Raw genomic sequence first — 9,973 nt, 5'->3', positions numbered from 1 at the left:
CAATGTTACCATTGTTCAGCTTTAATTTATAAATTTAATCCTTTAATAATCTGTATCGGTTATTTAGGACTAGACATCTTAAACCTTAATTTCAGGTTTTCGTTTGAAGTTTCAATAATATGCTATGCTGAAACAAGTTCAGCATGAAAAGAATCTATTTATCCAGAATAGCTTGAATGTCTGGTTTAAAATAGTTTGGCCCTTTAAGTACTTTGCCATCTTCTCGGTAAATGGGTTGTCCGCCTTCACCCAGTTTGCTCATGTTGCTGCGTTGAATTTCATCAAAAACTTCCTCTATTTTATGTTGAATACCGTGTTCAATAATGGTACCGCATAAAATATAAAGCATATCGCCAAGAGCATCGGCTACTTCAACCAAATCATTGTTATTAGCGGCTTCAAGGTACTCTTCGTTTTCCTCGCGCATGAGTTTGTATCTCAATAAATTTTTGGCTGAACCTAAATCTGCTTTTGGTGTTTCACGGTGCCCAATTTTAAATGCCGTATGAAATGCTTTTACGGCCTCTATTTTATTTTTCATATTTTTTGTCATTCCTGCGCAGGCAGGAATCTTTTCATTAATAAATTATTTATTTTTGCATAAAAGTAACCATATGTTCAGTAAAGGTCAAATCATTTTTGGGGTTTTATTTTTTATAGCTTTTGCTATTATTATTGCCTATACTTACCGAAGGGATTTAAAGCTCCACAAAAAGTTTTACGCAGGTAGCATCTGGGTTTTAATTGCCTTTGTCGCTTTTATACTATTTATTTCTGCTATTAAGTTCTTCTTTAAATAGATGCCCGTTTAAGAGAAGTAACAGAAGTTGCTTTTTGGGAAATAGTCCAATTTTTTATTCATATATATGTACCTGACAACAGCCAAAAATAAATTTCACTTTTCAACGCAACCTTTTGTAAAAGGTTGCATCTAATAAATACTAAACCAAACTAAAGATGAATATTTTATTAATTCTAAGCGTTCTTATCGTTATTAATATTTTATTGTTGGTGTTTAGTGTCAACAAAAAAACAGAACCTTAATTAAGATTCTGTTTAGTTTTTCTTTTGTTCAAATCAATTCCAACAATAAATTGAAATTACGTTTTATTCAGCAGCTTGTTTATTTTCACAAGCATTTAAGCTATTGAGGTATTTAGTGGTAATGATTTTTAAGTTGCTGATGTAATGCTTTTTTATTTCAACAATACTTTTTAATTCCATATTTTCATCCTGAATATTGTTGCTCTGCAATTTATGGCTACAATTACAGACCTGTAAGGATTTGTTATAGGTTTCGATATTGGAAACCATAATTTTTTCATAGTCATTAATTAGCTTTTGTTTTTCTAGCTGTAGCGATTTTGATTTTTGCGCTGCTAACTTTTGTTTTATAGCCTGTTCCTGTTTTTTTAAAGCCTGCTGCTGTTCCTTTAGTTGTCGTTGTGCAATTTCTAATGAAGAAAGAGTTTCAGAAGTAGAAGTGGTGGCTTCGTTTTTGTATCCCGAAGCTGTATATTTATCAAGTTCAACAATACTTTCTTTGGCAATTTCTCTGCCTCGCTTAACATAATAACGTCCATCTTCGTAAGTTTCTGCTAATTCAACATGTGCTAATATGTCGATACCTTTCTTGACAAGATTAAGAGCTTTTGTGCAGCCGCAACTGCTTAGGTTTTCTTTGGAAAGCTTAAAAGATTCCAACGAGCGATTTGCGTAGTATTTAAGATGACTGATGTTATTTGACTCATAAGAGTCTTTTACATGCGAATAGGCATTTACCAAATAGCTATTGGCTGTATCACATTCGTTTTGGGCACTAATGAAAAAAGTAGTCAGTAAAAATAAAAGTAAATGAAAATGTTTCATGGTTGGGTTGATAAGGGTTTCATAAATAGGTTGAGCGAAAATATGAAAAACTAGTTTAACCCGAGTGTCGTTCATCGAAATTAGTGAAATAGTCATTTTAATTATTGCGTATTTTTAGTTCTTCGTCCGTTTATCGATATCATTTTTTATATTTAAGTCCATTAAAAAACCTTATTACATGGATAAATACAAAGTCACTGCTCCTGTTAAACTAAAAAACATTGAAACTAAGGAAGAAATAAAAAAAGCCAAGAAGAAGCTAAAATCAATAAGAAAAGAGCTTGGCGATTGGCAAAATAGCATGTATGCTCATGACAAATATGCTGTTTTGGTCTGCTTACAAGGAATGGATACGGCAGGAAAGGATAGTTTAATTCGCGAGGTTTTTAAGGATTTCAATGCTCGAGGGGTTATGGTTCATAGTTTCAAGGTGCCTACAGAAGCAGAATTGGGTCATGACTACTTATGGCGACATTATATTGCGCTTCCTGATAGGGGTAAATTTGCGGTATTCAATCGAACCCATTATGAAAATGTACTTGTTACGAGGGTTCATCCAGAATATATCCTAGGTGAAAATATACCAACTGTAAATTCTTTGGAAGATATAAACGATGCCTTTTGGGAAAGTCGCTTTGAGCAAATAAACAATTTTGAAAAACATCTTGCGGATAATGGAACCATAATTTTCAAATTCTTTTTGAACGTATCAAAAGAAGAACAAAAAAACCGACTATTACGGCGTTTAAACAAACCCGAAAAAAACTGGAAATTTTCACCGGGCGATTTAGATGAGCGCGAACTTTGGGACAATTACCAGATGTGTTATGAAGAAGCTATAAACAAAACATCGAAGCCACATGCGCCATGGTACACTATTCCGGCCGACGATAAGCTTACTGCGCGATATTTGGTGGCTAAAATCCTTTACGATAAGCTAACGGCCTACACCGATATTAAAGAACCAGAGTTAGAGAATAACATCAAGGCCAATCTAGAAAATTATAAAAATCAGCTTGAAAGGGAATAGTGTTTGGGCGTTTTAACGGGCTTTCCACAATATCTTTTTTAAAGTGTCATTGCGAACGCAGTGAAGCAATCTTTTGATGTTTACGTCATTGCGAGCGGAGCGAAGCAATCTCATCAAAGGAACTTAAAACAAACAGACTGCCACGTCGTGCCTCCTCGGAGTGACGGTAACAGATTACTTTAGTCGTGCCTCTTTTGTAATAGCGTTATTTCCTCAAATTACCAATACGTTGCAAAAGCTTAGGATGCGAATAATGCATAAACACATACGCAGGATGCGGTGTTTATTTTTTAATATTTTTTAACTGATACCATTTAAGGTTCTACATTGAATATTTTTTTTATTGGTTAGGTGAATTTATTTGCCGTATTTTGAGAATATTCATTTAATTGCATATAGGTATTTATTATTTTATTAATAGCTTATTTCAAAATAATAATTCATTTAAAATGATGGAATTATAGTTTATTTTACTATATTTAAAAATCTAATTTAGTCCTCATATACTACTAAATTGACTTAGATTAACCAATTCTTTGTTAATCACATGATTTCTAATACTCTTTAGAATTCAATTTCCGAACACATTTATTTTACCATACTCACTTTAAGTAGACGACAATTAATAGCATTTAATTAAATATTAACTTAAAGCCATTAATTATGAAAACAATTTTAAAATTTACAGTTCTATTTGCGATATTGTTAGCAATGTCTTGCCAGACCGAATCCTTAGACGAAGCGACTATCACGAATACCGAAGCATTAGACTTAACAGCAAAAAAAAGTAAAAAAGGCAAACGGGTAAGTAAACCCATATCCAATTCTATTGAATTTGCCCCTATTGATGATGTATTTAGTGCTTTTAATGGCACTCAGACACATTTTGGTAAAATTCATGGTACCTCTGAGACTACAGGTGTGATAGATAATGGTGATGGTACTTTAACGATTACAGGAAATGATATAACTTATGCAGCAAATGGAGATATATTATATGCTACGTCAGAGCTCCTACTTACTTTACCAGCTGAAGGTACCTTGGCTACCTATACTGTTTCTATAACCATAACGGGTGGCACAGGTCGGTTTGATGGTGCAACAGGTTGGTTAAATGCCAACAATGGTGTTATTGATTTAGTCACTGGTATTGGTTCACATGCGGCGTCAGGTGAAATCACCTATTAGTCACTACATTAGTATTTAGAACTTTTAAATCGGTAACCATAAAACTAGAGTGTATTTGGTTATCGATTTTTATATTACAACACTACTTCCTCAAATTCCCAATCCGTTGCAAAAGCGTAGGATGTGAATAATGCATAAACACATACGCAGGATGCGGTGTTAAATTACTCAAACTATTTTTAGAAAGTTTTTTAAGCGAGGTAATTAATGGTTCACCTTTATAAGTGTTTTTGGCATAATCATCCGCTTGGTATTCAAATTTTCTGGAAAAAATGTTCATTATCAACCCAGTAATTTCAGAAATGGGTGCGTACAACATAGCGAAAGCAATCAAGCCAATATGGAAACTAGGTATTTCAACCCCTAAAGCATTCGATAATAACGGATTTGAAATAAATAATGAAAGCACAAAAAGCATAAAACCAATGGTTAAAATGGAAACAAACAAATTGAAAATAATGTGTTTCTTTTTATAGTGCCCCACCTCATGAGCCAATACCGCCACAATTTCTTCATCCTCTAAGTCGTTAATTAAAGTATCGTAGAGCGTTACCCGTTTTTCACTGCCAAAACCTGAAAAATAGGCATTAGCCTTGGTGCTTCTTTTAGAGCCATCAATCACAAAAATTTTATCGAGTTTAAACCCAACCGTTTTTGCGTATGCCGAAATTTTATCTCTCAAAGTTCCTTCTCCCAACGGGGTTTGTTTATTAAATAAGGGTACGATAAGCTTGGAGTAAAACATATTCATAAACAATGTAAATACAGCAACAAGCCCCCAAGCATAAAGCCAAAAATTTGGTCCAGCGATTTGATAAAACCAAATTATAAGTGCCAAAATACCACCGCCAATTATGGCCATCATCAACCAACCTTTTATTTTGTCTAGAATAAAGGTTTTTATTGTGGTTTTATTAAACCCAAATTTTTCTTCAATTACAAAGGTGCTGTAATAGGAAAATGGTGTTGTTAATATATCACTACCAATCATTATAATTCCGAAGAAAATTAAGGCAACTATTATCTGGTTGTCACTATAACTCCTGGCGATGTTATCGACAAATTCAAAGCCATCTAAAATAAGAAAACCTAAGGTTAAGATTACAGAGAACGTTGAGGTTAATAATCCAAATTTATATTTGGTTGCCTTATAGTTTTGCGATTTTTTGTATTCGGCTTCATCATAAACATCTTTTAACTCTTCGGGAAGTTTATCGTTAAAATGTTTGGCATTTAAAGCATCCAAAATTTTATCAATAATAAAATTGATGACGATAATGGCTATAATGATATAGAATAAAGTATGAGCTGTCATATAATCTTTGTATGTCATTGCGAGGTGCTTTTTCGTAGCGTCGCAATCTCATTATTAAGGTTTGTTATTTAAAATTTCGTTGTCTTTTGGCTTCAAAAATAAGAATTCCTGCAGCAACTGATACATTCATGGAATCAATTTCACCTTGCATAGGTATGATAATATTTTGTGTAGAATGCTCTATCCATTCGTTGCTCAGTCCTGTCGCCTCCGTGCCTACAACAATGGCCGTTGGTTTTGTAAAGTCTTGTGTGTGGTAGTCAACCGAAGCCTGTAAAGCCGCACAATAAATATTAATGCATTTAGATTTTAAAAAACTTATAATTTCTTGGGTTGTTCCTGTGGCTATTTGGTTGGTAAACACACAGCCAACGCTAGAACGAATGATATTCGGATTGTATAAATCGGTTTTTTGGTTAGCAATAATTACGGCATCGGCCTTGGCGGCATCAGCGGTACGTAATAGGGCACCAATGTTCCCTGGTTTTTCTGGTGCTTCTACCACTAAAACCAACGGGCTGTTATTTCCGAACCTTAAATTTTCAATCAAATGATTTCTGCTTTTCGCAACAGCCAATATACCTTCTGTAGTGCCACGATGCGCCAGTTTTTGATAGACTTCTTTCGAAATTTCAATAGTGTTGGGTTGCTCATATATTAAGTCGTCAAGCTGTTCTTTAGAAAACAATTCAGAAAAAAATAAAACGGTTTCCAATTCATAGCCACCTTTTATGGCCAATTGAATTTCGCGCTGGCCCTCAATTAAAAATGTGCCTGATTTTTTACGTTCGCGCGACTTGTCTTTTAATTGGACAAGTTGTTTCACAAAGGCATTATTTGTGCTCACTATTTCTTTCATGGTATTCAAGCAAATGTAAATTAATTAGAGCGATTTATCCTCAAAATAATTAACCAATAAGGCCACCACATAATTATAGCTGTCCATGCCCTTACTTTGTTTGTTGGCTTTCAGGAAACCACTGTAAAAGATTTTAAAGAAAGGCTCCGCAGGATTTTGGTGCGTATCCCAAAACTCGCGTACTTCCTTATAGTTTTTCAAAATGCCTGAGTTAACGGTTTCAATCATGGTTTCGTAAAGGGCTTCATCGCGTCGGTAAATTTCGTTAAGGCAAAACCGAAGGCCAAACGTGTAGCCAGTGTAATTAAAATAAATATCATCGTGCTTAATTGCGGCCATACAGCCAATAAAATTAGCTTCATTTTCGGCAGCATACCCTAATTGATGGGCAATCTCGTGTGTGGCTGTGGTAGGGAATTTATATGCTGGAATCAATGCGTCCACCTGTGCTTCATTGGTCAACGGATTTAAGTACCCGCTAAATCCCATATAGGTTAACGGGTAACTGAACAGCGATTTTTTTACACTTTTGGGATGGTATTCCAAATGCGGAAAAGTTTCTTTTAAACGTTCATAACCCAACGGCGCCAATTTTAAAATCTCACTTTTGCTAAACGGCACATCAACCATTATTGTATCGTTTTTGGCTATTTTTAATTGGATGGCATTCGATTTATTAATTAATCTTTCGGTAACCAGAACCAGTTTTTCCGTGGTGTAATTAGCCTCCAAATTCAAGTTTTTGTGTAAAGGCAAACGGTAATAATTTAAACCCCAAAAAATATGAAAAGCAAAGTAGACTATGGCCAAAGCTGAAGCTACATCGCGTACCCAATTTACGGTTTCCTTCCGTAGTCGCTTTCGGTTTTTGAAAAGCCATCGCAGCATGTAAATAATTGCAAAAGCATACACAATATCACCAAACGAAAATGGCATCCAGCCCAATATATATCTGAAAATTTTCGAAACAAACGGATAAACCCCATTGCTATAAAAACGCTCTATAAAATCTGGAAAATTCGATAACCATTTCACGAGTAGGTATTGCGGAATAAGCGACAACGCCAATAGGTTTTTATTGTTCTTCAGCATGGTTCAAAAATAAGCAAATGATTATTAATTCTATAAGAATAATTACCTTTACCTAACTTTGAACGTCATGTCATGAATTCAGTAATATGAAAACTTAAACCGCAACAACTTTGGAGTATTAAACTAAAGAGTTCTGTAAAGTCATAATTTAACATCAATAAATTATTAATTTATAAAAATGATTATAAACACTAAATATAGAACTGATAAATCTGAAATCATGGATGATTTTGACATGAAAGGAGAACTCTTACGTGATAATTTAGATGAAATCGCCAAAATTAATCGGTTTTTAGGAGGAAACCGTTTGACTATTCAAGGTGTCCAGGATTTATTAATAGATGTTCCTAAATCGAGAGAAGTTACTATTGTAGATGTAGGTTGTGGCAATGGAGATATGTTACGAATTCAAGCAGATTATGGTTTGAAAAATAATTGGAGTTTTCGATTAATTGGAATTGATGCAAATGATTTTACAATCAGTCATGCGAAGCAATTATCTAAAAAATATTCCAATATAAGTTATCAGTGTGTAGATATATTTGAAAAATCTTATGAGGAATTACAATACGATATAGTTCTGTGTACCCTGACTCTACATCATTTTAAAGACGATGAAATAATTTATTTGTTGAGGATTTTTTATATTAATACGAATATTGGAATTGTGATTAATGACTTGCATAGAAATATCATTGCTTATCGTCTATATCAAGGATTCTGATTTTTGTTTCGATTAAATACTATGACAACTGAAGATGGGTTAACTTCGATTTTAAGAGGTTTTAAAAATGAGGAATTAATTAATTTTTCTGAAGAATTAAATTTCAGTAATTATAAAATTCGATGGAAGTGGGCTTTTCGCTATCAGTGGATAGTGCGAAAAATAAGAACATAAAAACAAAGACTATTAATAAACAGTTACCCAAATTGATAAGCTTGTAGTTTTATTCTTTTTCAGCCTGGTTCAAAAATATGTAAATGATTATTATTCCTATAAGAATAATTACCTTTGCCTAACTTTATATATCATTTCATGAATTCAGAAATAAGACAATTACAACCCACCGAAATTTGGAACAAATTCGCTGATTTAAATGCCGTACCGCGTCCCTCAAAAAAAGAAGAGCGTGTTATAGAATTCATGAAAAATTTTGGTGAAAATCTGGGATTGGAAACCATAGTTGACGGAGTTGGTAATGTGATTATAAAAAAGCCGGCCACAAATGGTATGGAAGACCGTACCACGGTTGTCATGCAGTCGCATCTTGACATGGTTCACCAAAAGAATAACGATACCGATTTTGATTTTGATACCCAAGGCATCGACATGTATGTTGATGGCGATTGGGTACGTGCTAAAGGAACTACACTTGGGGCCGATAACGGTTTGGGGGTAGCTACTATCATGGCTGTTTTAGAAAGTACAGATATCCAGCATCCAGTTATCGAAGCACTTTTTACTATTGATGAAGAAACAGGTATGACTGGCGCTATGGGCTTAAACGGTGGACTCCTTTCCGGTGGTGTTCTACTTAATTTAGACACCGAAGAAGATGATGAAATTGGTGTAGGATGCGCAGGAGGTATTGACGTTACGGCCACCCGAACCTATAACGAAGAGGAAACCCCAGAATTTAAAATAGGCTTCGAATTAAAAGTAAAAGGCTTACAGGGTGGGCATTCGGGCATGCAAATCCATGAAGGGTTGGGCAATGCCAATAAAATTATGAACCGACTTTTGTTTGATGGTTTTGAAAATTTCGGATTACGAATTTCTGAAATTGATGGTGGCGGATTGCGAAATGCCATCCCTAGAGAAAGTAAGGCTATTGTTGCCATTGATGCCATTCATGAAGATGCTTTTCTGGCAGAAATGAATGAGCTTTCAGAAACCATCAAGACCGAATTAAAAACGATGGAGCCCGATTTAACTATTGAGGTTTCAAAAACCGATACGCCAAATAGAATAATGGATTTAGGTGTTCAAGAAGGTTTAACCCGAGCTATATATGCTGCTTTAAATGGCGTATACCGCATGAGTGCTGATATGCCAGATTTGGTTGAAACATCCAATAATGTGGCACGTGTTTCGGTAAAGGACGGGCAAATTAAAGTGGCTTGTCTAACACGCTCGTCTGTAGAGAGTTCTAAAATAGATTTAGCCAATACCTTACGTTCTACCTTTGAGCTTACAGGGTGCGAAGTAGAGTTTTCGGGAGAATATCCGGGTTGGAAACCCAATATGGATTCGGCCATTTTAAAAGTAATGGTGCCTTTGTATGAAAAGCTAAATGGAGAAAAACCGCATGTCGCAGCTTGCCACGCAGGATTGGAATGTGGTATTTTAGGCCAAAATTATCCTGAAATGGATATGATAAGTTTTGGTCCGAATATTAAAGGAGCACATTCACCAGACGAACGCGCCCAGATTTCATCAGTTCAAAAATACTGGAAATTTGTATTGGAGATTTTGAGGAATATACCGAGCAGAAATTGAAATAATGCATTTTGTCGAATGAATTCGTATTTAACCTATGTTTAATTCATATTTGTAGGGCGATCAAATGAAAATTGTAAAAAGTATTTGTTTTAATGAAACATAAAGTAAGCACCATTA

Annotated in this window: 9 protein-coding genes; 4 read left to right on the top strand and 5 right to left on the bottom strand. The window is 34.6% G+C overall.

From position 1 onward, the window contains the following. Positions 1-154 precede the first annotated feature (154 nt). Together ACIEHO_RS09610 and ACIEHO_RS09605 are read right to left on the bottom strand one after the other, a co-directional pair. Positions 155-541, bottom strand: coding sequence for a pyrophosphohydrolase domain-containing protein (locus tag ACIEHO_RS09610; RefSeq protein WP_406971080.1), 387 nt, complete (start codon positions 539-541; stop codon positions 155-157). Between the two features lie 566 nt (positions 542-1,107). Then, positions 1,108-1,965: a hypothetical protein gene (locus ACIEHO_RS09605; RefSeq protein WP_406971078.1), complete on the bottom strand. Its 858-nt coding sequence runs from the start codon at positions 1,963-1,965 to the stop codon at positions 1,108-1,110. A gap of 82 nt (positions 1,966-2,047) precedes the next feature. On the opposite strand from ACIEHO_RS09605, the gene ACIEHO_RS09600 reads away from it, so the two are divergent. Then, positions 2,048-2,899 (top strand): PPK2 family polyphosphate kinase, encoded by an 852-nt coding sequence (locus tag ACIEHO_RS09600; protein WP_406971076.1) that lies wholly within the window; start codon positions 2,048-2,050, stop codon positions 2,897-2,899. Between the two features lie 663 nt (positions 2,900-3,562). After that, complete coding sequence (locus tag ACIEHO_RS09595; RefSeq protein ID WP_406971074.1) at positions 3,563-4,087, top strand: hypothetical protein; 525 nt, start codon at positions 3,563-3,565, stop codon at positions 4,085-4,087. A gap of 82 nt (positions 4,088-4,169) precedes the next feature. Here ACIEHO_RS09595 and ACIEHO_RS09590 read toward each other — a convergent pair whose 3' ends face one another. The 3 genes from ACIEHO_RS09590 to ACIEHO_RS09580 all read right to left on the bottom strand — a co-directional run bounded on the left by ACIEHO_RS09590 (position 4,170) and on the right by ACIEHO_RS09580 (position 7,353). Beyond that, entirely contained in the window at positions 4,170-5,402 is a 1,233-nt protein-coding gene (locus ACIEHO_RS09590; RefSeq protein ID WP_406971088.1) for a M48 family metallopeptidase, read from the bottom strand. 64 nt (positions 5,403-5,466) lie between these two features. Next, complete coding sequence (locus ACIEHO_RS09585) at positions 5,467-6,261, bottom strand: TrmH family RNA methyltransferase (RefSeq protein WP_406971072.1); 795 nt, start codon at positions 6,259-6,261, stop codon at positions 5,467-5,469. A 24-nt stretch (positions 6,262-6,285) separates the two neighbouring features. After that, on the bottom strand, positions 6,286-7,353 hold the full coding sequence (locus ACIEHO_RS09580) for a DUF3810 domain-containing protein (protein ID WP_406971070.1): 1,068 nt from the start codon (positions 7,351-7,353) through the stop codon (positions 6,286-6,288). A 220-nt stretch (positions 7,354-7,573) separates the two neighbouring features. Between ACIEHO_RS09580 and ACIEHO_RS09575 the strand changes: the two genes are divergently transcribed. Beyond that, on the top strand, positions 7,574-8,077 hold the full coding sequence (locus ACIEHO_RS09575) for a class I SAM-dependent methyltransferase (protein ID WP_406971068.1): 504 nt from the start codon (positions 7,574-7,576) through the stop codon (positions 8,075-8,077). A gap of 312 nt (positions 8,078-8,389) precedes the next feature. Further along, complete coding sequence (locus ACIEHO_RS09570; RefSeq protein ID WP_406971066.1) at positions 8,390-9,853, top strand: aminoacyl-histidine dipeptidase; 1,464 nt, start codon at positions 8,390-8,392, stop codon at positions 9,851-9,853. The last annotated feature ends 120 nt before the right edge of the window (positions 9,854-9,973 follow it).

Origin of the sequence: Flavisericum labens, from assembly GCF_045446075.1 — a bacterium.
GTDB lineage: Bacteria > Bacteroidota > Bacteroidia > Flavobacteriales > Flavobacteriaceae > Flavisericum > Flavisericum labens.
This window is presented reverse-complemented; position numbering and strand designations above follow the sequence as displayed.